This window comes from Streptococcus mitis, assembly GCF_901542415.1.
GTDB classification, from domain to species: domain Bacteria; phylum Bacillota; class Bacilli; order Lactobacillales; family Streptococcaceae; genus Streptococcus; species Streptococcus mitis_BL.
Map to the genome: position 1 here is coordinate 1,230,390 of NZ_CABEHV010000004.1, position 22,504 is coordinate 1,252,893.

Consider the following 22,504-nt stretch of genomic DNA (forward strand, 5'->3'; position numbering starts at 1 on the left):
AAATAAAGTATAGGTTATCATCAATTATATCATAGATTTCAAGAAAAGTAAACGAATTTTCAGAATATTTAGGCTTATTGATACAAAAGCTAATTTCTCAAAGTAACTTCCACTTGCCCAACCAAAGTGGAAATTAGTCTAAAACGGATTTTTATGGTGGAATTAAGTGTGAGACGTTTGAGTTAGAAATGAGGTCTACTATGACAAAACATAAACACCTTACCCTTTCAGACCGTAATGATATCCAATTAGGCTTAGAGCGCGGTGAAACCTTCAAAGCTATCGGACAATCCATTCTAAAAGACCCAACTACTGTTTCCAAAGAAGTCAAACGAAACAGACAAGTCCGAGAGTCTACATGCGATAACCTTCCTTGCCCTTTACTCGATAAGGCTCCCTTTGTCTGTAATGGATGCCCTAAAAGAAGACAAAATTGTGGATTTAAAAAAATCTTCTACCTTGCTAAACAAGCTCAAAAACAGTACGAACAAACTCTTGTCGAAGCTCGTGAAGGAACTCCCCTTAATTCCAAGGCCTTCTGGGACATGGACAAAGTCATTTCTGATGGTGTTAAAAAGGGACAACACATCTATCATATCCTCAAAACTCATAACCTTGATGTCAGTTCCTCAACCGTCTATCGACACATCCGAAAAGGATACCTATCTATCGCTCATATTGACCTAGCCAGAGCCGTTAAATTCAAAGAAAGACGGAAAAGGAAACTACCTTCCATCCCTAAAGAAGCTAAAAAAGGCCGTTCCTATGAGGATTTCCAAAACTATTTAGTCCTTAATCAACTAGACTCTTGGCTGGAAATGGACACAGTTCTGGGGAGGATGGGAGGTAAAGTCCTACTTACCTTCAACCTGTCTTTCTGTAACTTTATCTTCGCTAGGCTTCTGGATAATAAAACTGCCCTTGAGGTTACCAAACACCTCTATACCATCAAGAACACTCTTCATGAAGCTGATAAAGATTTCTTCCAACTCTTTCCTGTCATTCTTACCGATAATGGTGGAGAGTTTGCCAGGGTTGATGATATCGAAATGGATGTGCGAGGAGAGAGTAAACTCTTCTTTTGTGACCCTAATCGCTCTGACCAGAAAGGGAGAATTGAGAAAAACCACACACTGATTCGAGACATTCTACCTAAGGGAACTGCTTTTGACAACTTAACTCAAGAGGACATCAATCTCGTCTGCTCTCATGTCAACAGTGTCAAACGTGCTGCTTTGAATGGAAAGTCAGCCTATGAGCTCTTTGCCTTTACCTATGGAGAAGAGATTCCTAAGCTTCTAGGTATTTCTAAAATACCTGCAGAAGACGTCTGTCAGTCTTCGAAATTACTCCAACATAAGTTCTAAAAACTAACCTTTAACCGCATTCAAACGTCTCACACTAACTTCCACCATAGCGGAACTTAATCTGAAACGCTTTCAGATGAGGGGATTTTGTGCGCTCTTTTTTTCGATTCCTTTTGGTTACAAAAGCGATGAAATCAAGCATTAGTAAAACCAGTGGAACTTACCCTGACACGGATTTCCACTGGTTTTTAGGATTTTTATCAGACTAACTTCCACTTCTACTAGCGGTGGAACTTAGTTTGCGAATTTACCTATTGATACAAAAAATCTGAAAAAGCTATTGACTGAAAATCATTTTCAAGGTATAATAATAAACGTTAAGGCGGTATAGCCAAGTGGTAAGGCACGGCTCTGCAAAAGCTTGATCGTCGGTTCAAATCCGTCTACCGCCTTTCAATACCGAATTTATCGGAATTTATCAAGACAAAAAGCCCGTAAAATAGGGCTTTTTTATTTTTATTTCATGATAAAAAAGGATAACTTTAAAAAACTTTTGGGGCGAGTTTGGGGCTGAGTTTTTCGAGGGCACAATTCCCTCTTGAAATCAACTGAAAAAAGCTTCGTCACGCCTGGTGACAAAAGCCTCTAGTTTACTCTGTTTCTTCTTCTATTTCAACTTCGGTAATTTGGACTTTTACCTTGGTAACACGTCCATTTTTCACCTTATCATTGGTTAGGATAAGTTGTTTGTTTTGGCTGACTAATTCATAACTGAGTTTCTCAGTCGTTGGAATGGTCCCCACTCCTGTCAAATAGTAACCAGCGATGGTATCAACGTCATCACTTTCCAGTTCAACATCAAAGTAGTCATTAAAATCATTGAGATTCATGGTACCTTGAACAATATAAGTATCTTCTCCAATTTTATGAACTTCGATTTCAGCCTTATCTGTTTCGTCATCGATTTCCCCAACGATTTCTTCTAAGAGGTCTTCTAGGGTCACCAAACCAGCCATCCCACCGTATTCATCTAGCAAGATTGCCATTTGTCTTTGGGTATTGCGCAATTCTTTTAACAAGTCATCCACAAAAATAGTTTCAGGAACAAAAAGTGGATCTTGTAAGATTTTCTTCCAAACAATATTGTCAAAACCGTCCTCAAAGCCCGCCTTAAGGAGACTCTTGGTGTGAATAATCCCAATCACATTGTCCTTATCCCCATCATAGACAGGGATACGAGAATAATTTTGTTTTAAAATACTTTGGATGATGGTCTGACTATCATCCTGAATATCCACCATAAAGGCATCCGTTCGAGGAACCATGACTTCTCTGGCCATTAATTCGTCCAGTGAAAAAATCCCTTGTAACATCTCAATTTCGTCAGCATCTAGTGTTTCTTCACTATTTGTCAGCATGTACTCAATTTCATCACGGGTCATTTTTTCATCAGCATCATCAAAAGTCATTGGAGTCAAGCGACTCAAGAGATTGGTAGATGCAGACAAGAGCCAAACAAAGGGACTAACTAGTTTCCCAAGCCCAATGATAACTGGCGCTGTACGAATCGCCAAGGCATCCTTTAGATTAAGAGCGATTCTCTTAGGATACAATTCCCCAAAAACGATGGAAATATAAGTCAAAAATGCTAAAGATAGAAAACTTGCAACGGCATAAGATGTTTCGCCATTTCCAAGCCAAGATGCAATTTCTCGTCCCAGAGTTTCTGCCAAACTCGCCCCTGATAAGATCGTAATCAGGGTAATCCCTACTTGAATGGTTGATAAAAAGTGGTTAGGATTTTCTAGTACCTTCAGCAGACGGATATAGCGTCTATCTCCTTCTTCTGCCTTTTGTTCAACCCGCGCACGATTTAGTGACACCATGGCCATTTCTGTGGCTGAGAAAAAGGCATTTAACACCGTCAAGATAAACAATAAAACAAATTGTAGCAACAAATTCTGACTACTTGGGTCTTCCATAGTTCTTCTCCTAAAATAGTATCTTACCCTCTATTATATCACAAAATATAGTCCAGTACATATTACATATTATTTTTTCTCATACTCTTCGAAAATCTCTTTAAACCACGTCAGCTTCATCTGCAACCTCAAAGCTGTGCTTTGAGCAAGCTGCGGCTAGCTTCCTAATTTGCACTTTGATTTTCATTGAGTATCCGTGTCTATTGTAGCTCTGCTTAAACTAGTAAGAAAGAACTCCTATATCCACAAATGACATAGGAGTTTATGTTATATTTTACTGAGTAACCGTTACTTCTCCAGTTCGGTAATCCAGTTGAAGCCCTTTTTGAACATTGGGAACTAGAACATTGAATTCCAATTCGCCGTCTGAAGACTTGGCTTCAATCTGTGAAGCTGACGGAACTAAATCCTCGTTTGAAGCATAATAAAGAGTTACACGGTAACGGACACGCTTGTTTTTATCCAAGGCCTTACGCACCATGCTTTCATAGTAGTTTTGACCAGTCGAATCCTCGGCTTGTGCCTGATTTGCCCAGGCTGTCTGAACAGCAATGTTTTTAGGATTGCTTGTTGAGGCATCAAAACCATCCAAGCCACCGATTAAGGCATAGCCTAACAAGTGACCTCTATCGACAGCATGGGTATAAGATCCCTTTAGATTCTTGACCTGATGCCAGCCTGGAGGAGTCCATGAAGTCGAACCATTACCAGTTTCTTCACGATTCTTGTACTGGCGAGTAGCCTTAGACAAGAGGGCGTTTGCTACGGTTGGCACTGTTTCCTTGCCCACTGTCTTTGTTTTGTTATCAGCGTAGGGCTTACTTGAAACCTTGGCATCTAGATTTGTTTTATTGCCATTGACGATAAAAGCACCTGAGCCATTCCACTCCAGACTCCCTTTTATTTGACTCTTGACCGTGTCTGTTAAAACACTCTCTGCCAACTCTTGACTAGGAGCTTCAGACGCTTGTTTTTTCTGACTAACCTTTGTTTTAGGACTATTAGCTGTCGACTGCATCTGCTTGATATAATAGCTTCCCGCAGATAAAAGCAATAACACTAGCAGTCCAATCAGTGTCTGTCTTGTTTTTTTATCCATTTTTCTCCTTATCTCTAGAAAAAGACTGGTTCTCCAGCCTAATTTCCTGTAAATTTATGAATCAATTCCTGCCATTTTGCTGGAGACAGGATAGCCCATGGATCTTGACCCTTGCCCAAGATTCCATAACCTACCATTAAGCCGATACCTAAGGCTAGAGCACCTAAAAACAGTACTAAAATGACTAAAAGTAAACGCTTGATTACGTAGCTTGATCTCTTATTCATCTTCATCACTTGCCTCAATCCGCTGAATCTTAGCGCCTAGCTGCGCCAACTTCTCATGGAAACGGTAGTAACCTCTATCCAAGTGAACCAATTTACCGACTACAGTTTCTCCTTGTGCTACCAAACCTGTCAAAATCAAGGCTGCACTGGCACGAAGGTCAGTTGAAAGAACTTCTGCCCCCTGCAAAGGTTGACCACCAACAATACGAGCTGTATCACGGATAATCTCAGAGTGCAAGCCCATGCGACGCATTTCTTCTAGATGTTGGAAACGATTTTCGAAAACTGTCTCCACCATAGTTGATTCCCCTTTTGCGACGGTCATCAAGGCTGTAAATTGAGCCTGCATATCTGTTGGAAATCCTGGGTGGGGCAAGGTTTTCACATGAACAGCTTTTAGATTTTCTAGTTGAGAACGAACTCGAATTCCTTCAGTTTCCTCTGTCACTTCCACTCCCATTTCAAGCAATTTGGCAATCAAGGGACGGTTGTGCTCCCAGACAGCGTCTTTAATCAAGACATCACCACCAGTCATGGCAGCAGCTACCATAAAGGTTCCGGCTTCGATACGGTCTTGCACTACATTGTGAGTCGTGCCATGAAGTTTCTCAACACCGGTAATGGTAATGGTCTCTGTACCAGCACCCTTAACCTTAGCTCCCATTTCATTGAGGAGAATGGCTAGGTCAACAATCTCAGGCTCACGCGCAGCATTTTCAATCACTGTCACACCATCAGCTAGAGTTGCTGCCATCATCAAGTTCTGCGTAGCGCCAACACTTGGGAAATCCATATAGATATGAGCTCCATGTAAGCGATCAGCCTTGGCTTCGATATAACCAGCAGTCTGACTAATCTTAGCCCCCATAGCTTCCAGGCCTTTCAAATGAAGGTCAATAGGACGGCTACCAATTGTACAACCGCCTGGCATGGATACCTTGGCATGACCTACACGAGCAAGAATCGGTCCCAAGACAACAATAGATGCGCGCATCTTGCTGACATACTTGTAAGGAGCTTCCTCAGTGATATCGCCAGTCGCGTCCACCTCAACAAGATGAGCTTCTTCATTAAAGTCCACCTTGGCATTCAAACCACGAACCACCTGATTCATAGTGAAAACATCTGACAAGATAGGAACATTCTGCAAGACGGTCTTTCCTTCACTTGCTAGAATAGTCGCTGCCAACAAGGGCAAGACTGCATTCTTTGCTCCTTCGATCGTAACACTTCCTACCAGACGATTATCGCCACCTTGAACCACAATTTTTTCCATACTTATTTCCTTTACATTTGATTTTATAATAATCCTCTAAGCGCTTCTTGCCACAACTGATATAGGCTGATGAAGAAAGAACTCATGATGTAGCCCATTACAATGCTGAAAAAGGCTACTAGTAAACGAACTTTTCCTGTGTTCTCAGCTGTTACTTTTAAGACTTTTTCCCATCTAACAAGATTCTTTAAAAGGTAAAAACTCACATAAATAAAGAGCATGTGACTGCTTAGAGTGAATAATAATTGAACCATTTGACTATTATACCATCTTCTCTGTTTGTGCGCTAGTTTGGAAACTTCACTTAAAAACTAAGGATTGTTTTTCAAGTAATCAATTGCATCTTGTAAGGTTTTAACAGGCACGATTTTCATATCCGTCTTGATTGTTTTAGCTGCTTCTAGGGCTGTTTGGTAGTTGTTTTTCGCGTCTGGATGTGCTTTTTGTTCTTCTTCGCTAACAGGGTTATCAGGGGCAAAGAAAATCGCGGCACCTTCTCTAGCCGAAGCTACAACTTTTTTATCAATACCTCCAATATCCCCCACATTCCCATCGCGGTCAATGGTTCCTGTACCGGCAACGATACGGCCATTTCGAAGGCCTGGGTCAGCTATTTGGGTATAGATGGCCAGACTAAACATGAGACCTGCACTTGGACCGCCAATACCAGCTGTTGAAAAGCGAATTGGGACATCACTGGTTACTTCTGTACGGTCAATCAAGCCGATTCCAATTCCATTTTTGCCATTTTCTAGCGTAATGATTTTTCCTTCTGCAGACTTGGTTTGCCCATCTTCTTCATAGGTGACCTTGACAGAATCCCCTAATTTTTGAGAATTGACGTAATCAATCAAGTCTTTGGAACTATCAAAGGTCTGATCATTGACTGCTGTGACCGTATCAGAAATGTTGAGAATCCCTTTAAAGGTCGAATTATCCGTCACAGTCAAGACATAAACCCCAAGATATTTGAGTTCAATATCCTTACCAGCTGTTTTTAACCCTTGATACTTGGCCATATTTTGCGATGTTTGCATGTAGAATTGATTGATCCGCATAAATTCAACATCGGAAGAACCACCTGTAGTCTCCTGAGCACTACGAATATCTGTAAAAGGCGTCAACCATGCATAAATCATATGAGCTAAAGTGGCATGCTGGACACCAACCGTAACGAATTGATAGGCACCAGCTTCCTTATCTTCTGTGTCATTGACTTTAAGGACTTGGCGAATATCTTCCGAACCACCTGGAACCTCTATATAATAAGGCAAAGGCACTACAAACGCCAAGAAAGTCACAATCAAGGCCGCAATGACATATAAGGGCCATCTAATCTTTTTTTTCATTTCTTATTTCCTCCAAAATACTCTCGGGAACATAGCAGGCAATACCCTGACTAAATTTCAAAAGCTCTCTAACGCCTGATGAACTGAGATAGAGATGTTCAGGTCGACTATGTAAATAAATGGTCTCTATATTAGGAGACAGCTGATGATTGTAGTAATCAAAACTGGCTTCATATTGCAAATCCGCTGCATTCCTCAAACCACGCACTAGACAAGTAGCACCCAGTCTTTTTGCGACATCGACCACCAATTCATCATAAGAAGACACGACTTCAACATTTTCCAAATGTTTCACAGCCTTTTCTAATCCCCGTTTACGATTTTCGATAGGGAGAAATCCTTGTTTGTGAGGATTAAAAAAAATACCGACATAGAGCTTATCAAAAAGTCTGCTCGCCCGTTCAATCATATCCAGATGCCCATTTGTCATCGGATCAAACGAGCCTGTGAATAAGCCAATCTTATCTGACATAAACTGTCACCTTACTAATTCCATAAATCTTTTCCTTCCAGATGCCCAGGCAGGCAATTTCTTCTGGAAGTTCAACGGCCTTATCCGTCTCACACACAACCATGACATCTTCAGAAAATAGCTCTCTCTCAGCCATTTTTTCAATATCTGCTACGATTTGTTCCTTGGCATACGGAGGGTCTAAGAAAATGAGATCAAATTCCCCAGATACCTGTTCCAATGCCCTTTCTGCATCCATCTTGAGAAGTTGAAATTTTCCCACTTCCTTGGTCATCTGAATATTTTCAGCCACGATAGCCTGAGCCTTACGGTCTCGCTCCACCAAAACAGCACTGGACATGCCACGCGATACTGCCTCGATAGATAAACCACCACTACCTGCATAAAGGTCCAAGACGCGTCCACCTTCAAAGTAGGGACCAATCATGTTAAAAATGGCTCCCCTAACCTTATCCGAAGTTGGTCTTGTCGTCTTTCCTTCTAGTGTCTTGAGGGGACGTCCCCCATAGATTCCTGATACGATTTTCATACCGTTTATTATACCAAATTATGGGCGAAAAGAGAAAGAAAACCGAACCTTGCGGTTCGATTCTCTACAAAATATTTTCGTAAGTATCGCGGACTTCTTGAGGCCAAACACTTGTTTGCACTTCTCCAATGTGTTTCTTGCGAAGTAGGAACATGGCCATACGAGATTGTCCAATTCCTCCACCGATTGTCAATGGGAATAGGCCATTCAACAAAGCCTTGTGCCATTCCAATTCTAAACGGTCTTCATCACCGGTAATTTCTACTTGACGGCGAAGGGTTTCTTCATCTACACGAATCCCCATAGAAGACAACTCAAAGGCTCCACCTAGAGATTCATTCCAGACAAGAATATCGCCATTTAGACCCTTGTAGCCATTTTCAGACTCGCTTGTCCAGTCATCGTAGTCTGGTGCACGTCCATCGTGCGGTTTACCATCTGGCAACTCGCCACCGATACCAATCAAAAAGACGGCTCCAAATTCTTTACAGATAGCATTTTCACGTTCTTTCGGTGTCAAGTCTGGGTAACGCTCGACCAACTCCTCTGTATGGATAAAAGTGATTTGTTTTGGCAAGATAGATTCGATGTCATAACGGGCTTCAACAGCTAGCTCTGTCAGGCGAATAGCCTTATAAATCTTCTCAACTGTTTCTTTTAGATAAGCGATGTTACGCTTACCATTTGGGATAACCTTCTCCCAGTCCCACTGGTCAACATAAACAGAGTGGGTCGCATCCAACGAGTCTTCGTCTGGACGAAGGGCCTTCATGTGGACGAAAAGACCTTCACCTTCACCGAAACCAAAGCGAGCCAAGGTATGGCGTTTCCATTTAGCAAGGGAGTGCACCACTTCATAAGTAGCATCAGGGATTTGGAGAACCTTGACCGATACGGCGTTCTCCACACCTGATAAGTTGTCCTGCATCCCGTCGCCGACTCTGCTCAAGATAGGACCTTGAACTTCGACAACTTCTAACTTATCTTTCAAATACTGGGTAAAAGTGTTTTTGACAAAGGAAATCTCTTCTTGTTGATGGATAAAACTTTTCTTCATAAACTACTCCTCAAAAAATTAATTAAAAGCATTATACACCTATTTTCAAGAAAAGGAAAGAGCAAATACGAAAAAAATCAGTGCTACTCAAAACACTGATTTCATAGACCTTCTAGTCATTACGACCAAAGATACGTAGAATACTTAGGAAAAGATTGATAAAATCAAGATAGATACTGAGAGCCATTGACACAACCCAACCTGTCGCTACACGGCCTTGTGATTGTTCATAAGCAAGGCGAATCCTTTGATTGTCCCAAGCAATCAGCCCAGAGAAGACCAAGACCATAGCTACGCTAATCATATAATCAAAGAAACCGCTAGCCAAAAAAATATTAACTACCATGGCAATCAGCAAACCGATGAGGGCTGCCATCATAGCACGACCAACCCCACTCAAATCTTTCTTAGTGAACATACCAACTGCCGCCATGACAAAGAAGAGAAGGGCGCTCGATACAAAGGCAGATAAAACTGTACCTGGAGTATAGAAAGCCACCACAAAACTGAGGGTAAAGCCGTTTAATACTGAGTAAAGTAAAAATACTGGAAGAGCCGCTGGACTATTCCTTGAAGCCATGCTACTAGCAACGAAGACTAGGGCTAGCTCTGCAAAAGTAGCAATGGTCAACCAGAGACGCCCCTGCATCAAAAAGTAAACCAGCTGAGACTGAAAGATGGTCAACATAAGACCTGATACTAAAGCGGATAATCCTATCCCCAGACCAACAAAGGCATAAACCTTAGCGTAAAATTGATTGAGACCTGCGCGGTCCTGAATAATAGTGTGATTCATCTTTTCTCCTTTTCTATGAATGTCTTTCCTTGATTATAACAAAGAAAGTTAAAATTAGCTTAAATGGAAAATTAAAATACCGGCTGCAACGGCAACATTCAAACTCTCGGCCTGTCCCTTCATACTAATGTGAACCAACTGGTCTGCACTTTCAGCCATGAGGGGACTAATTCCTTGACCTTCGTTTCCCATAACTAGTACAAAATTTTCTATAGGAGGCAGTTCTCTGTAATCAACAGAATCTTTAGATAGGGTTGTTGCTAGCACAGGGATAGCAGCCTTTTTAGCTTCCTCGAGAAGCCTTTGACTAGACATTCGGTAAATGGGCAGATGAAAATGACTGCCTTGCATGGAACGTAGAGTCTTGAGACTGTAGATATCTGCTGATTTATCTGAAACAATCACTCCAGTAAAACCTGCTGCATCCGCAGTTCGAATAATCGTTCCCACATTACCAGGATCTTGCACATCTTCCAAAAACAAGAACTTGCCCTGACTCAAATCAGCTTGTCCTACTTCTTCTTTTTGAACCACGGCAACAATTCCCTGTGGAGTCTGAGAATCCGCCAAATCTAGTAAAATATCCTCTGAAACCCAGACAGTTTGCGGAAAAGCAGCTAACTGATCTCGGTAATTTTCTAGGGCAAAGATTTTCTCAATCGTCACTCCAGCTTGAACAGCTTCTTCAAACAAGTGCCAGCCTTCAATCAAATAAGCAGACTTGCGGTATTTTTTTTGGTGTAATTTCTTGGCATTTTTTACCACAGAATTGGCTTTTGAGGTTATAATAGTCATAGAAATATTATAACACAATCAAAGGGGTTTGGTATGCAAAAGGTTAGAATGATTGCCCAAGGTAGGGTGCAAGGAGTCGGCTTTCGTTGGGGTGTTTACAGCTTGGCACTTGAAATTGGTGGCATCACAGGTCGAGTATGGAATAACGACGACGGAACAGTGGAAATCTTAGCCCAAGCAGACTCATCTGCTACCATGGCAAAATTTATCCAAGAAATCCGCAAAGGACCCACACCTTTTTCAAAAGTCAGCTACTTAGATGTCCAACTGAGCAACTTTCCTCCCTACCCTGACTTTAAAATCGCAAATTAGGTCTCTAGAACTATTGTATATTTTGTAAAAAAACAGTAGAATAGAAAGGTATAATTTTTAAAGAAGGAATAAAAACAGTGAAATCTATTAAACGTTTTGCACTCTCGGCTATGGGAGTGGCTATGTTGCTAGTCTTGACTGGCTGTGTTAGCGTCGATAAAGCCACAGGAAAGCCAATAGGATTTATTTGGAATACGATTGGAGCGCCTATGGCTGAAGCTATCAAGTACTTCGCTACTGATAAAGGTCTAGGTTTCGGTGCCGCTATCATCATCGTAACCATTATCGTGCGCTTGATTATCTTGCCACTTGGTATCTACCAATCATGGAAGGCAACGCTTCATTCTGAAAAGATGAACGCCCTCAAGCACGTCCTTGAGCCACACCAAACACGTCTCAAGGAAGCGACTACTCAAGAAGAAAAACTCGAAGCCCAACAAGCTCTCTTTGCCGCTCAAAAAGAACACGGCATCAGCATGTTTGGTGGTGTAGGATGCTTCCCTATCCTCCTTCAAATGCCTTTCTTCTCTGCAATTTACTTTGCTGCCCAACATACTGAAGGGGTTGCTCAAGCAAGCTACCTAGGCATTCCTCTAGGTTCTCCAAGTATGATTTTGGTTGCCTGCGCAGGTGTCCTTTACTATCTTCAATCGCTCCTTTCACTTCACGGAGTAGAAGACGAAACGCAAAGAGAACAAATCAAGAAAATGGCTTACGTGAGCCCAATCACGATTGTTGTCTTCTCCCTCATTTCACCAGCCAGTGTCACACTTTACTGGGTTGTCGGTGGTTTCATGATGATTCTCCAACAGTTTATCGTCAACTATATCGTTCGTCCAAAACTTCGCAAAAAAGTCCGTGAAGAACTAGCCAAGAACCCACCAAAAGCACGTGCTTTCTCTACACCAAGTGGACGAAAAGACGTTACTCCTGAACAACCAACTGCTATCACAAGCAAGAAAAAACACAAAAATCGCAACGCTGGAAAACAACGTTCGAGATAGAAGAAAAAGGCTTAGCTGGTTTGCTAAGTCTTTTTGCAAGTCATACTCTTCGAAAATCTCTTCAAACCACGTCAGCTTCGCCTTGCCGTATATATGTTACTGACTTCGTCAGTTCTATCCACAACCTCAAAACACTGTTTTGAGCAACCTGCGGCTAGCTTCCTAGTTTGCTCTTTGATTTTCATTGAGTATCAAAAGCCCGATGTTTCCATCGAGTCCACTGAAAAAACAGGTCTCTTACTTTTAATGAAATGAAAACCGAGGAATCTCTCGTTAATTTGAGCGAATTCCTCGGTTATTTTGTATTTATTAAGGTCATAATTCGTTTCATATTGACCACGAAAATGGTTGTTGCTGCCTGTAACTCCATGCTGAAAAGACCCGATGCTCTCGCGACATCAAAGCCATGTCTCTGTTTTAGTTCGGCATTCTTTGCTTCGATTTTATAGCGATGTCTGGCCATTTCTTTAAAATAAGGTGTTTCCTGAAATTTCTTCTGGAAAAGATGGTCGTCACTCTTAATGGCTATTGAATAAGTTTTAGACTTTGCCCCCTCCTTATAACATCCTTCCTTGGAAAGGCAACTCTTGCACTTCTCAATGTCAAAGTAATGAGTGACAACTTGATTCTTATTTTGATATTTTTTCCCTGTCCTTGCTTTGCGAACAGCCATGTGTCCTTCTGGACAGACAAATAGCCCTGCATCTTTATTAAATTCAAACGCATCCTCTTCTTTACGGTAACCTTTTGAAACAGAAGGATTCAGTTTTGAAACCAAATGAATCTTTTCTTTGCGAGCTAGTTGAATGTTGTCCTTTCCTGAATAAGCCGCATCACCAATAATAGTCTCGATGTCCAGACTATTTTCCTTTGTTTTGGCATATAATTCAGGTAAATATTTCCCATCGCTTTGTTCACCAGAAGTAACCACACAAGCAGTAATAATCCGTTCATCCGTCATAGCGATATGACTTTTATATCCATAGAAAGAGCTGTCGGCTGTCTTATGTCCGAGCCTAGCCTCCTCCTTAACAGAAGCTTCCAAATGTTCTAAGTCGTCCTCGACAGCCTCTTTTAGGTAATTGAACTTTTGAGAAACAGCCGGTAGGGCTAAGAGTTCCTCGTGTTTTTCAACCACAGCCATTAACTCCTCTGTATAGGTCAACTCTGCTTCGAGGTTATCTTCTTGAGGTTTCTTTGGAAATTCTATTTTGATATCTTCTGAATGTTGATAAATTGTTTTACGTAAAGCTTTTGAACGCTCTCTAAGGATTTCTTGGGGTTTCTTATGATTATAATGAGATTTGGTGTGAGTGGCATCCACAATGAGGATTTTACTCTTAATCAAGTTATGTTCGAGTGCAATTTGAACAGACTTCTGAATCAATACATCAAGCAGTTTGTCATCTTTAATTCTTAGCTTTCTAAATTTTGTCAGAGAGGATGGCTCGATAACAGAATCTTCAGGAGCTAGACCAAGAAAAAATTTAAAGGCCATATCTGACAAGGAACGTCCTACCACATCTACATCTGATAACTTATAAATATCTTTTAACAAGAGATATTTGAACATCATAATCGGTGAATAAGCTTTACGCCCAAAATCGGGACGATAATTCTTTTCTAGTTCATCATAAATAAAGCTAAAATCACAGAGTTCAGTTAGCTGACGTAAAAAGTGGTTTTTAGGAACCACGATATCATACAAACTAGAATAAGGACTGACATCCATAGTTAACTGATTATCAAGCATCATTTCACCTCATCTCTAGTATAACAAAAAAGCCATCAATTTGATGACTTTTTCAGTAGGCTCGTTTCCATCAGGCTTCTTTTTTATCCATGTACACGTTTCATATAGTCTTGGTAACTTTCGGTATCCATGAGTTTTTTAGCGTTCTTGACGCGGTCTGCTGTTGGTGGTTTGACTCCTTCAAGTGAATATGGAATTCCCAATTCACGCCATTTGAACTCACCCATAGTGTGATAAGGCAGAATTTCAAATTTGTCAACGTTTTTGAGGGTTTTGACGAACTTACCAAGTTCAATCAAGTCACCATCTCTGTCTGTCAATCCCGGAACTAGCACGTGGCGAATCCAGACAGGTTTTCCAATATCTGATAGATACTGGGCACAGGCTAAGATGTTTTTATTAGTTTGGCTAGTAACAATCTTGTGCTGTTCTTCGTTAATTTCCTTGATATCTAAGAGAACCAAGTCAGTGACAGCCATGAGTTTGTCAAACTTTTCAAGGTAACGTGGTTTATTACGGAATGGAAGGGCACAGGTGTCTAAAGTACAGTGGATTCCTTGTTCCTTAGCCTTAGTGAAGAGGGCAATCAAGAAATCAATCTGCAAGAGAGCTTCTCCTCCACTAACTGTAATCCCACCCTTATTTCCCCAGAAACCGCGGTAACGCAAGGCTTCTGTCAAGACATCATCTACCGTCCGTTCACGTGACTTATTGGACTCCATAGCCCAAGTGTCAGGGTTGTGGCAATACTGGCAACGCATGTGACAGCCCTGCAAAAAGACAATAAAGCGAATACCAGGCCCATCTACTGACCCAAAGCTTTCTGTCGAATGCACCATTCCTGTCACTTGTCCATAATCAATTGTTTCTTCAGACATATCGTTACCTTCCTTGAAAACGTTTTATAGTTTTATTATATCACGACTTGAAGGAAAAACAAGATTTTTGCCTATTTTTTAGAAAGCAATCTGTTTTTCAATTTCATTTTCAATTACTTATCATTTTATTCTTCAAAATCAAAGCCATACAAGGTTGCAAAGTAGTCCTCAGGGCGCTCTGCACGGCGGATTTGACGGGCTTTACCTTCTTCGGTATAGAGGATTTCCGCAGAACGAAGTTTGGCGTTGTACTGGTAGCCCATTGAAAAACCGTGAGCACCTGTATCATGAATGACCAGCAAATCACCGATTTCTGTATGAGGAAGTTCGCGATTCACTGCAAATTTATCATTGTTTTCACAGAGTGAACCAACCACATCTACCGCTTCAGCTGGTCCATCTGGATGGGTCACGTTAGTAATGTGATGATAAGCTCCGTACATAGCTGGACGCATGAGGTTGACTGCTGATGCATCCACACCTAGATAGGTACGGTAGGTTTTCTTCTTATGAGTGACTCTTGTAACCAAAGCACCGTGAGGGGCTAACATAAAACGACCCAATTCGGTAAAAATCTTGACCTGACCAAGACCTGCTGGCGTAAGGACCTCTTCATAAACCTTACGAACCCCCTCACCAATCAAAGCAATATCATTTGGCTCCTGGTCTGGACGATAGTTGACTCCAATACCGCCAGAAAGATTGATAAAGTCTAGTGAAATACCCAACTTTTCCTTGATTTCAACAGCCAATTCAAAAAGCTGACGCGCCAACTCTGGATAATAGAGATGGGTCACGGTATTGGATGCTAGGAAGGAGTGAATCCCAAAAGTCTTGGCTCCTTTTTCCTTCAAGATAGCAAAAGCTTCAAAGAGCTGGTCCTTGGTCATGCCAAACTTGGCTTCTCCAGGATTGTCCATAATATCTGTTCCTAGCTCAAAAACACCTCCAGGATTGTAACGACAAGAGATGATTTCTGGAATGCCTGCTGCTCGCTCCAGATGTTCAATATCTTCAAAGGCATCCAAGTTAATGGTCGCACCCAATTCACGCGCATAGGCATATTCCTTATCTGGCGTGTTGTTGGAAGAGAACATAATCTCAGAACCAGGGAAGTTCAGTTTATGACTCATCAAAAGTTCTACATAACTAGAGCAGTCCACACCGCAACCTTCCTCTTGGAGAATTTTCAAAATAGCTGGAGTTGGAGTAGCCTTAACTGCAAAATATTCCTTAAAGCCCTTGTTCCACGAAAAGGCTTGGTTGACAGCTCTTGCCTTCTCACGAATCCCCTTCTCGTCATACAAGTGAAAGGGAGTGGGGAACTCGGCAACAATCGCTTCTAACTCTTCTCTATTGATAAATGGTGTTTTCATAAGCTTCCTTCTATTCTATTTGCAAAGAAAGGCTGGGACAAGCGTTCCAACCTTTAGTTCTATCTCTTATTTATCTTCGTCAAAGATATTGCCAACCTCAACATCAATGGCTTGATTCTTGACATCAATATTGGTTACCTTCAAGAGTGACTTGTAGTCAAACTGCTTTTCACGTTCTTCTTGGGCATTGTCCGCAAAGACGGCTACACCTGCTAATTCTGAATCGAACTCACGCAAGAGGCTGATCATCCCATTGACCGTTCCGCCACCTTTCAAGAAGTCATCCACAATCAAGACACGGCTGCCTGCCTTGAGACTACGTTTTGAAAGGAACATTTTCTCAATACGGTCACCACTTGAACCGGATACATAGTTGACGCTGACAGTTGAACCTTCTGTAATTTTCAGGTCACGGCGCACAATAACAAAGGGAACATTGAGTACATTGGCAACTGCATTTGCAAGAGGAACACCCTTAGTCGCTACTGTCATAACCGCATCAATTTTTTGGTCCATAAAGCTCTTGGCAATAATGCGACCAATATTTTTCAAGATAGCTGGTGTGCTAAGCAAATCAGACAGGTAGATATAGCCACCTGGCAAGATACGGTCACTTTCTGACAACTTGGCACGCAAGTCCTCAACCATTTCCTTGGCATCATGGCTTGAGATTGATGGTGTGAAAATGACACCACCACCAGCACCAGTTACTGTCTGGATATGACCGATTTCAATTTCCTCAAAGCCACGTTTGATAATGACGATATCCTCTGAGATGGATGATTTAGCAGATTCATACTTTTCAGCAAAAGTATTGAGACTAGTTAGTTTATAAGGATTATTAATCAAATAGTTGGAAATGACAACCATCCGATCACTTCTTCTTAATTTCATTTCTATTTCCCACTTCATTTAATTTTGATATTTTATCTATTATACCATATTCACATAAAAAACGAACATTCTTATCCTAAAAATGCTCATTTTTCTTAAATTATTAATCTAAATCTGGTTTATAGAAGGAACGATTGTCCATTGCGAAGATTTTATTGGTCATCTCTCCTTTATCCACCAAAGCAAGAGCAGTTGACATCATCATCATGCTTGCATCCAGATTGTCAATCATATGGATAATCTCTGCTTCCATAATGCGTGGACGGACTGGACTTCCATACTCAAGCAAGCCGTGGTGACTAAGGATGACGTGACGAAGCAGAACGACTTCTTCCTTGGTATCATCGATACCGAGTTCCATAACTGTTTTAGTAATTTCGCTATCAATCAAAGCAATATGCCCAAGGAGATTGCCTCGCACTGTATACTCGGTCTGGTCTGGTCCCGTCAACTCAATGACCTTAGCCAAGTCATGCAGCATAATCCCCGCATAGAGCAGGCTCTTATTGAGCTGAGGATAAACTTCGCTAATAGCATCTGCCAAACGCACCATGGTTGCAGTGTGGAAAGCCAAACCCGTTTCAAAGGCATGGTGGTTGGTCTTGGCTGCTGGATAGGAGTAAAATTCCTTATCATACTTGGTGTAGAGATTTCGGACAATCCGTTGCCAGACAGGATTTTCAATTTTAAAAATCATTTGCGACATATAGTCACGGATTTCCTTGACATCAACTGGCGACTTGACCTTGAAATCAGCTGGATCATTGGGTTCACCAGGCTGAGGCAGGCGGAGGGTAATTTGATTGACTTGAGGGGTATTGTTATAAACTTCTCGGCGTCCTTTCATGTGGACAACCTTACCTGCGGTAAAGGCCTCAACGTTATGAGGTTGGGCATCCCAGAGTTTCCCTTCAATCTCGCCACTATCATCTTGAAAGGTAAAAGCTAGGTAATTTTTCCCAGCTCGAGTTTGCCTCAGGTCAGCTGACTTGATTAGGTAAAAGCCTTCAAATAGCTCATCTTTTTTCATGTGACTAATCTTCATATTCTTCCTCATCTTCTTGGAAATGGAGTAGATCAAGCGCAGGCTCACCTTCTGACAACTCAATGTGACGGAGCGTCCGCTCGATAGCTGTGGTACGACGGTTTAATAGTTCATCAATATTGCCAGAGGCATGTTGGAGGTGTTTTTGTGCCTTGACCAGAATGCCACCAAACTTGCCAAACTCGGTCTTAACACTAGCAAGAGTCTTACTAATATGGTCAGCACTCTTTTGGATATTAAGGGTTTTGAAACCAACTGATAGGGAATTGAGAAGAGCTGATAGGGTACTTGGACCTGCGACAATAATCTGCTCTTCCCGTCTCAAGTCATCAAAGAAGACCGGATTGCGGACGATTTCTGAGTAGAGACCTTCTGTCGGAACAAACAAAACTCCAAAATTGGTAGTCCGAGGCGGTGCTATGTACTTGCTCTTGATATCCTTGGCAAAGCGTTTGACGCTGGCTAGGAGCGACTTACGACAGCGTTCGATCTCGTCCTTGTCACCCGCTTCATAGGCTTCTTCTAAGCGGTAATAATCTGCCAGTGGAAACTTGGAGTCAATCGGTAAGTAGACATATTCCTGGTCACCCTGTCCAGGCAACTTGATGGCATACTCCACTCGTTCACTAGAGTTTTCAACCGTTGCGTATTCTCGTTCGTACTGGGCAGGTGTCATGATGTCTTCGATGATTTGCCCCAGTTGCAATTCTCCCAGAATCCCTCGCGTTTTGGTTCCAGAGAGAACCTTGTTGAGGGCTCCGACATCGCGGGCAACTGTCTGCATTTCTCCAAGACCACGATTGACAGACTCCAGTTGTTTGGAAACTGTCTCGAAGGAGGCTTGTAAGCGTGTCTGCAAGGTCTTTTCTAGTTTTTCCTCGACTGTCTGGCGCATTTGTTCCAAACGTTGCTCATTTGATTCCTGCAGGGCTTGGAGACGTTGGTCAGTCTTATCCCTGGTTTGGAGGAGATTTTCCGTCATTTCTTGACGGACCTGAGTTAAGCCTTGGTGCAACTCGATTCGCACTTCTTGCAAACGGTCACTGACAGCCACTTCCAAATCTTTTTGGTCCAACTGGCTGGCTTGTCTGGCTTGTTCAAAACGGTAATCCAACTGGTCTGACAAGTGATCTGCCTGATCCTCCAAGCTCTTGCTGAGATGTTTTTCCTGCTTATCCTGCCTCTGCCAAATCAGAAAGAGTCCAGCTAGGTTGGCAATCAATAATAGAACAAGTAAACTTTCCATCCTACCTCCTGTCCTTACTATGTAGCACGACCACATAGCCATCTGGGCAAGTCACCGAAACTTCCCTATCTATATATTCGTTAGAAGCGTACACTTTTTTAAAGAAAAAATTTTCCTCTGTCAACTCATACTTGGCTCCGAGAATGGTCAGCTGACTATCCCGAACTGGCATAAAAGCTAGATAGTCATAGTCTAAACGAGGTTCTAGCTGACTGGTCCCTTCTGGACAATAGGCAATCAAGTTTTGCCCATCCTCAATTTCTATCTGACGCATATAAGGCGCCAACTTGGGATTGCTAGGAAGAAAAACATTGGCCAGCATGTGATCAATACGGCCACCCAAAGCACCGAAAATAGTAACCTCAGCCTGAGGATTTTTCTCAAAAATAGTCAAGAGAGCCAATTCCAAATCGGTATCATCTTTTTCTGGTCGGGCTTGAACAAAATACTGGGCACGTTTTTGAATCACCTGTCGCTCTTCTTCCGTCACAGAATCAAAATCTCCAACCGCTAGAGCAAGAGGTAGGTTTTCCTCCAAGACCCAGAGCGAGCCTCGATCCACACCAACAAAACCATCAAAGTCCGTCCGATAATGACCACGGTCTCCTCCTGCAAAAACGGCAACACTAGTCCAGTTGTTTTCTGAGAGTTTGTACTCGCTCATTGACATCTCCCTTAAAGACATAGGAACCTGCTACAAAAACGGTCGCACCAGCTTCTTTGGCCTGAGCAATAGTTTGGTCATCAATCCCGCCATCCACTTCGATTTCAAAGTTCAAACCTTTTTCATCACGAAGAGCAACTAACTCACGAACCTTATCCATAGTTTCTGGCAGAAAGGCTTGTCCACCGAAGCCCGGGTTAACCGTCATGACCAAGACTTGGTCAACTAGATGAAGCACATGCTTTATAGCTTCAACTGGCGTACCAGGATTAATAACAACTGATGGCTTGACACCTAGAGAACGAATTTTTTGGAGGGCACCGTGGATATGAGGCGTTGCTTCTACATGGATACTGATGATATCTGCACCTGCGCGCGCAAAGTCTTCCAGATGATGCTCTGGATTAGCTACCATCAAGTGGCAGTCAAAGACCATCTTGCTATGAGGGCGAAGAGCTTCGACCACACCTGCACCAAAACTGATTTGTGGCACAAAATGCCCATCCATGATATCGATATGGGCATATTCTGCACCAGTTGCTTCTAGACGTTTGATTTCACGTTCAAAGTTGGCATAATCTGCTGCCAGAATTGACGGAGCAATCTTGTATTGAGACATAGGTTTCTCCTTATTTTGGAATTTTTTTGCTGACTTTTTTATAAGTTTCTCTGCGATTTTCAATCTCACTGAGGAATTGCAGGTAGTTGTCAAAACGGAAGGTGGCAATGGTCCCTTCTTCTATAGCAGGCTTAACCGCGCAAGCTGGCTCATGGGTATGGGTACAAGTGCGGAATTTGCAGTCTCGGCTGACACTGGCAATCTCTGGGAAGGCCTGATTGAGGTCTTCCGCCGTTGACACTTCATAGTCCAAGGATGAAAAGCCTGGTGTGTCTGCGATTTTACCCCCATTGAGATTGTAAAAACTAACAGCTCGAGTAGTGTGGCGCCCGCGACCCAGACTATCTGAGATTTCTCCTGTTTCAAGATTAAGGTCTGGTGCGATTTTATTGAGAAGAGTTGATTTTCCAACACCTGTCTGCCCCATGAAAACTGTAACCTTGCCTGTTAACAAGGGCAAAAGTTCTTCTTTACTGGTCACAAAGTCATAGCCGATGTCACCATAAGTCTGTTCATAAAAATCCAGTTCTCCTCTATCTTCCAACAAATCCATTTTAGAAATATAAATGATGGGATGGATGTCCTTGTGCTCCAAAAGAACCAAGAAGCGATCCAGCAAATTGCTGTTAAAATCAGGTTCCTTGACAGACATGATCACCACAGCTTGGTCAATATTGACAATAGGCGGACGGACCAGACTGTTTTTGCGTTCATGAATCTTGAGGATATAGCCTTCTGAATTTTCCTCGGCAGAGAAATCTACCCAGTCCCCAACATAGGGTGTATGCCCTTTTTTACGGAAATTTCCACGCGCGCGTGTCTGATAAACCTGACCTTGGCTTTCCACATAGTAGAAGCCTGCCAAGGCTTTAATGATTTGTCCCTGCATCTTATAGTCCTTGTCCTTTAAGCGCATCTGCTAGGCTTGCAAACTCTTCCAAACTGAGAGCTTCCCCACGCACACTTGGTGATAATCCTGCTTGGTCTAGCGCCTTGGTCAGTTTGTCCTTGACTTCTTCAGTCTTACCAAAGTAACCTGTTAAGTTGTTCCACAAGGTCTTACGGCGATGGGTGAAACTTTCCTTAGAGACCCTAAAGAAGAAGTTCTCATCTTCTACTGCTACAGCTGGCTCTGGACGGCGCACCATTTTCAAAATAGCTGAATCCACATTGGGCGCTGGCACAAAGACCGTACGAGGCACGATAAAGGCAACCTTGGCTGTCATGTAATACTGTACAGCAATCGACAAGCTACCATATGCCTTGGTATTTGGTTGAGCCGAAATACGGTCTGCTACCTCTTTTTGCATCATGACCACAAACTCACTAAAAGGAATCCCACTTTCAATCAAGTGCATGAGAATAGGTGTTGTGATGTAGTAAGGCAAATTAGCCACTACCTTGATGGGCAGGTCAGGATTTTTGAAATTCTTGATATGCTGCGCCAAATCGACCTTGAGAATGTCCTCGTTAACCACTGTCACATTGTCAAAATCACGTAGGGTATCTGCCAAAATCGGTACCAAACGGTGGTCGATCTCAAAGGCCATAACTTCTGCTGCACGCTCAGCCAAAAACTCCGTCAAGGCACCAATCCCTGGCCCGATTTCGATGACATTGACCTGGTCATCAATCTCAGCCGTATCCACGATTTTTTGTAGGATATTGGTATCCGTCAAGAAATTTTGCCCAAAGGACTTTTTAAAGGTAAAACCGTGACGCTCCAGCACTGCCTTGGTCACGCTATAATCTGCAATTCTCATCTATTCTCTTTTCTATTATCTGTTACTCCTATTGTAACACATTCCCCTTACATTTGGGGTC

Annotated in this window: 24 protein-coding genes and 1 tRNA gene; 4 read left to right on the plus strand and 21 right to left on the minus strand. The window is 42.2% G+C overall.

The features are described 5' to 3' along the window. The first annotated feature begins 200 nt into the window (after positions 1-200). A complete protein-coding gene (locus FQT24_RS06400; RefSeq protein ID WP_143951979.1) occupies positions 201-1,367 on the plus strand; it encodes an IS30 family transposase in 1,167 nt (388 codons plus the stop codon). Between the two features lie 321 nt (positions 1,368-1,688). Further along, positions 1,689-1,759, plus strand: a tRNA-Cys gene (locus FQT24_RS06405). A gap of 198 nt (positions 1,760-1,957) precedes the next feature. Here FQT24_RS06405 and FQT24_RS06410 read toward each other — a convergent pair. The 11 genes from FQT24_RS06410 to FQT24_RS06460 form a co-directional block, all read right to left on the minus strand. Next, entirely contained in the window at positions 1,958-3,289 is a 1,332-nt protein-coding gene (locus tag FQT24_RS06410; RefSeq protein ID WP_143952509.1) for a hemolysin family protein, read from the minus strand. A 274-nt stretch (positions 3,290-3,563) separates the two neighbouring features. After that, the gene (gene endA, locus FQT24_RS06415; protein WP_143952510.1) at positions 3,564-4,388 is read right to left on the minus strand and encodes a DNA-entry nuclease EndA; all 825 of its coding nucleotides are present in this window, start codon (positions 4,386-4,388) and stop codon (positions 3,564-3,566) included. Positions 4,389-4,426: 38 nt separating this feature from the next. Continuing rightward, positions 4,427-4,615 carry a DNA-directed RNA polymerase subunit beta gene (locus tag FQT24_RS06420; RefSeq protein ID WP_070480259.1) on the minus strand — a complete coding sequence of 63 codons (189 nt, stop codon included), beginning with the start codon at positions 4,613-4,615 and terminating at the stop codon, positions 4,427-4,429. Continuing rightward, entirely contained in the window at positions 4,608-5,891 is a 1,284-nt protein-coding gene (gene murA, locus FQT24_RS06425; protein ID WP_141230260.1) for a UDP-N-acetylglucosamine 1-carboxyvinyltransferase, read from the minus strand. Before murA ends, FQT24_RS06420 begins: the two co-directional genes overlap by 8 nt. 23 nt (positions 5,892-5,914) lie before the next feature. Then, entirely contained in the window at positions 5,915-6,145 is a 231-nt protein-coding gene (locus FQT24_RS06430; RefSeq protein ID WP_000250399.1) for a DUF1146 family protein, read from the minus strand. Between the two features lie 57 nt (positions 6,146-6,202). Beyond that, on the minus strand, positions 6,203-7,240 hold the full coding sequence (locus FQT24_RS06435) for a SepM family pheromone-processing serine protease (protein ID WP_000727281.1): 1,038 nt from the start codon (positions 7,238-7,240) through the stop codon (positions 6,203-6,205). After that, entirely contained in the window at positions 7,224-7,712 is a 489-nt protein-coding gene (gene coaD, locus FQT24_RS06440) for a pantetheine-phosphate adenylyltransferase (RefSeq protein WP_143952511.1), read from the minus strand. Before coaD ends, FQT24_RS06435 begins: the two co-directional genes overlap by 17 nt. After that, complete coding sequence (gene rsmD, locus FQT24_RS06445; protein ID WP_000706954.1) at positions 7,702-8,241, minus strand: 16S rRNA (guanine(966)-N(2))-methyltransferase RsmD; 540 nt, start codon at positions 8,239-8,241, stop codon at positions 7,702-7,704. The genes coaD and rsmD overlap by 11 nt, the downstream gene beginning before the upstream one ends. Before the next feature lie 64 nt (positions 8,242-8,305). Then, positions 8,306-9,298 carry an aspartate--ammonia ligase gene (gene asnA, locus FQT24_RS06450; protein WP_000748005.1) on the minus strand — a complete coding sequence of 331 codons (993 nt, stop codon included), beginning with the start codon at positions 9,296-9,298 and terminating at the stop codon, positions 8,306-8,308. Between the two features lie 112 nt (positions 9,299-9,410). Beyond that, positions 9,411-10,094, minus strand: a complete 684-nt coding sequence (locus tag FQT24_RS06455) for a Bax inhibitor-1/YccA family protein (RefSeq protein WP_143952512.1) — start codon at positions 10,092-10,094, stop codon at positions 9,411-9,413. Between the two features lie 54 nt (positions 10,095-10,148). Continuing rightward, positions 10,149-10,889 carry a TrmH family RNA methyltransferase gene (locus FQT24_RS06460; RefSeq protein WP_143952513.1) on the minus strand — a complete coding sequence of 247 codons (741 nt, stop codon included), beginning with the start codon at positions 10,887-10,889 and terminating at the stop codon, positions 10,149-10,151. A 33-nt stretch (positions 10,890-10,922) separates the two neighbouring features. Here FQT24_RS06460 and FQT24_RS06465 point away from each other — a divergent pair, with 33 nt between their 5' ends. Together FQT24_RS06465 and yidC are read left to right on the plus strand one after the other, a co-directional pair. After that, the gene (locus FQT24_RS06465; RefSeq protein ID WP_143952514.1) at positions 10,923-11,201 is read left to right on the plus strand and encodes an acylphosphatase; all 279 of its coding nucleotides are present in this window, start codon (positions 10,923-10,925) and stop codon (positions 11,199-11,201) included. Between the two features lie 77 nt (positions 11,202-11,278). Then, a complete protein-coding gene (gene yidC, locus FQT24_RS06470; protein ID WP_143952515.1) occupies positions 11,279-12,205 on the plus strand; it encodes a membrane protein insertase YidC in 927 nt (308 codons plus the stop codon). A 295-nt stretch (positions 12,206-12,500) separates the two neighbouring features. Here yidC and FQT24_RS06475 read toward each other — a convergent pair whose 3' ends face one another. The 10 genes from FQT24_RS06475 to rsmA form a co-directional block, all read right to left on the minus strand. Continuing rightward, positions 12,501-13,958 (minus strand): IS1182 family transposase, encoded by a 1,458-nt coding sequence (locus tag FQT24_RS06475; RefSeq protein ID WP_049550857.1) that lies wholly within the window; start codon positions 13,956-13,958, stop codon positions 12,501-12,503. A gap of 83 nt (positions 13,959-14,041) precedes the next feature. Next, positions 14,042-14,836 carry a pyruvate formate-lyase-activating protein gene (gene pflA, locus FQT24_RS06480; RefSeq protein ID WP_143952516.1) on the minus strand — a complete coding sequence of 265 codons (795 nt, stop codon included), beginning with the start codon at positions 14,834-14,836 and terminating at the stop codon, positions 14,042-14,044. A 125-nt stretch (positions 14,837-14,961) separates the two neighbouring features. Continuing rightward, on the minus strand, positions 14,962-16,212 hold the full coding sequence (locus tag FQT24_RS06485; RefSeq protein WP_143952517.1) for a diaminopimelate decarboxylase: 1,251 nt from the start codon (positions 16,210-16,212) through the stop codon (positions 14,962-14,964). Positions 16,213-16,278: 66 nt separating this feature from the next. Further along, positions 16,279-17,106: a pur operon repressor gene (gene purR / locus FQT24_RS06490; RefSeq protein ID WP_143952518.1), complete on the minus strand. Its 828-nt coding sequence runs from the start codon at positions 17,104-17,106 to the stop codon at positions 16,279-16,281. Positions 17,107-17,209: 103 nt separating this feature from the next. Then, positions 17,210-18,151 carry a 3'-5' exoribonuclease YhaM family protein gene (locus tag FQT24_RS06495; RefSeq protein WP_020903082.1) on the minus strand — a complete coding sequence of 314 codons (942 nt, stop codon included), beginning with the start codon at positions 18,149-18,151 and terminating at the stop codon, positions 17,210-17,212. Further along, positions 18,141-19,397, minus strand: a complete 1,257-nt coding sequence (rmuC, locus tag FQT24_RS06500) for a DNA recombination protein RmuC (RefSeq protein WP_000444776.1) — start codon at positions 19,395-19,397, stop codon at positions 18,141-18,143. The genes FQT24_RS06495 and rmuC overlap by 11 nt, the downstream gene beginning before the upstream one ends. Position 19,398: 1 nt before the next feature. Next, positions 19,399-20,061 carry a thiamine diphosphokinase gene (locus tag FQT24_RS06505; protein ID WP_143952519.1) on the minus strand — a complete coding sequence of 221 codons (663 nt, stop codon included), beginning with the start codon at positions 20,059-20,061 and terminating at the stop codon, positions 19,399-19,401. Beyond that, a complete protein-coding gene (gene rpe, locus FQT24_RS06510; RefSeq protein WP_004255827.1) occupies positions 20,024-20,680 on the minus strand; it encodes a ribulose-phosphate 3-epimerase in 657 nt (218 codons plus the stop codon). Before rpe ends, FQT24_RS06505 begins: the two co-directional genes overlap by 38 nt. A 10-nt stretch (positions 20,681-20,690) precedes the next feature. After that, positions 20,691-21,569 (minus strand): ribosome small subunit-dependent GTPase A, encoded by an 879-nt coding sequence (gene rsgA, locus FQT24_RS06515; protein ID WP_143953029.1) that lies wholly within the window; start codon positions 21,567-21,569, stop codon positions 20,691-20,693. Position 21,570: 1 nt separating this feature from the next. Then, a complete protein-coding gene (gene rsmA / locus FQT24_RS06520) occupies positions 21,571-22,443 on the minus strand; it encodes a 16S rRNA (adenine(1518)-N(6)/adenine(1519)-N(6))-dimethyltransferase RsmA (protein ID WP_143952520.1) in 873 nt (290 codons plus the stop codon). Positions 22,444-22,504: the final 61 nt, after the last annotated feature.

Excerpts from the sequence above, each read along its gene's own strand:
- purR (WP_143952518.1), bottom strand. The coding sequence starts at position 17,106 with ATGAAATTAAGAAGAAGTGATCGGATGGTTGTCATTTCCAACTATTTG.
- FQT24_RS06400 (WP_143951979.1), top strand. The coding sequence starts at position 201 with ATGACAAAACATAAACACCTTACCCTTTCAGACCGTAATGATATCCAA.
- FQT24_RS06485 (WP_143952517.1), bottom strand. The coding sequence starts at position 16,212 with ATGAAAACACCATTTATCAATAGAGAAGAGTTAGAAGCGATTGTTGCC.
- rsmA (WP_143952520.1), bottom strand. The coding sequence starts at position 22,443 with ATGAGAATTGCAGATTATAGCGTGACCAAGGCAGTGCTGGAGCGTCAC.
- endA (WP_143952510.1), bottom strand. The coding sequence starts at position 4,388 with ATGGATAAAAAAACAAGACAGACACTGATTGGACTGCTAGTGTTATTG.
- FQT24_RS06435 (WP_000727281.1), bottom strand. The coding sequence starts at position 7,240 with ATGAAAAAAAAGATTAGATGGCCCTTATATGTCATTGCGGCCTTGATT.
- FQT24_RS06465 (WP_143952514.1), top strand. The coding sequence starts at position 10,923 with ATGCAAAAGGTTAGAATGATTGCCCAAGGTAGGGTGCAAGGAGTCGGC.
- rpe (WP_004255827.1), bottom strand. The coding sequence starts at position 20,680 with ATGTCTCAATACAAGATTGCTCCGTCAATTCTGGCAGCAGATTATGCC.
- FQT24_RS06495 (WP_020903082.1), bottom strand. The coding sequence starts at position 18,151 with ATGAAGATTAGTCACATGAAAAAAGATGAGCTATTTGAAGGCTTTTAC.
- FQT24_RS06430 (WP_000250399.1), bottom strand. The coding sequence starts at position 6,145 with ATGGTTCAATTATTATTCACTCTAAGCAGTCACATGCTCTTTATTTAT.
- FQT24_RS06505 (WP_143952519.1), bottom strand. The coding sequence starts at position 20,061 with ATGAGCGAGTACAAACTCTCAGAAAACAACTGGACTAGTGTTGCCGTT.
- asnA (WP_000748005.1), bottom strand. The coding sequence starts at position 9,298 with ATGAAGAAAAGTTTTATCCATCAACAAGAAGAGATTTCCTTTGTCAAA.
- pflA (WP_143952516.1), bottom strand. The coding sequence starts at position 14,836 with ATGTCTGAAGAAACAATTGATTATGGACAAGTGACAGGAATGGTGCAT.
- FQT24_RS06420 (WP_070480259.1), bottom strand. The coding sequence starts at position 4,615 with ATGAATAAGAGATCAAGCTACGTAATCAAGCGTTTACTTTTAGTCATT.
- FQT24_RS06475 (WP_049550857.1), bottom strand. The coding sequence starts at position 13,958 with ATGCTTGATAATCAGTTAACTATGGATGTCAGTCCTTATTCTAGTTTG.
- FQT24_RS06410 (WP_143952509.1), bottom strand. The coding sequence starts at position 3,289 with ATGGAAGACCCAAGTAGTCAGAATTTGTTGCTACAATTTGTTTTATTG.
- FQT24_RS06460 (WP_143952513.1), bottom strand. The coding sequence starts at position 10,889 with ATGACTATTATAACCTCAAAAGCCAATTCTGTGGTAAAAAATGCCAAG.
- FQT24_RS06455 (WP_143952512.1), bottom strand. The coding sequence starts at position 10,094 with ATGAATCACACTATTATTCAGGACCGCGCAGGTCTCAATCAATTTTAC.
- rmuC (WP_000444776.1), bottom strand. The coding sequence starts at position 19,397 with ATGGAAAGTTTACTTGTTCTATTATTGATTGCCAACCTAGCTGGACTC.
- murA (WP_141230260.1), bottom strand. The coding sequence starts at position 5,891 with ATGGAAAAAATTGTGGTTCAAGGTGGCGATAATCGTCTGGTAGGAAGT.
- coaD (WP_143952511.1), bottom strand. The coding sequence starts at position 7,712 with ATGTCAGATAAGATTGGCTTATTCACAGGCTCGTTTGATCCGATGACA.
- rsgA (WP_143953029.1), bottom strand. The coding sequence starts at position 21,569 with ATGCAGGGACAAATCATTAAAGCCTTGGCAGGCTTCTACTATGTGGAA.
- rsmD (WP_000706954.1), bottom strand. The coding sequence starts at position 8,241 with ATGAAAATCGTATCAGGAATCTATGGGGGACGTCCCCTCAAGACACTA.